A 406-nucleotide genomic window follows, 5' to 3' on the forward strand; every position below is an offset into this window, starting at 1 on the left:
GCCGCTCGGTCACGTGGACCGAGTAGGCGATGGGCAGCTTGTCGGGATAGAGCCAGAGCAGCTGCACCGGCAGCGCCGCGAGGTTGGGTTTGCCGTCGACCGCGGCGAGCGTCATCACGCCCCGGTCGCGGTCATACCGGCAGGTGATCCCGAGCGGCTGCGGGTACCCGGCAAGGCCGAGAATCGTCTCCCGCGGCTTCGCGCCGAAGATCGCGTCGAGTTCGGCTGCGGGCTCGGCTTCTGCGTTCTCAGCCATTTCGGCGAGGAACAGTTCGACCGCAGCGAAGCGCGCGGCTTCGTCGCGGGTGCAGGCAAGTTCAAGCGTGAGCGTGATCGACGACATGGTTGGGACTTTCGTGTTGCCGCGCGCCGACGCGTCCCGTTGCCAAGGCAAGGGATAGAACGG

General features: G+C 67.2%; 1 protein-coding gene. It reads right to left on the minus strand.

Annotated elements, in window-relative coordinates:
* Positions 1–343: hypothetical protein (locus AX703_RS04355; RefSeq protein WP_062342882.1), on the minus strand; the 343-nt coding region annotated here is incomplete at its 3' end.
* Positions 344–406: the final 63 nt, after the last annotated feature.

It is taken from the genome of Novosphingobium sp. CCH12-A3, from assembly GCF_001556015.1.
Classification (GTDB): domain Bacteria; phylum Pseudomonadota; class Alphaproteobacteria; order Sphingomonadales; family Sphingomonadaceae; genus Novosphingobium; species Novosphingobium subterraneum.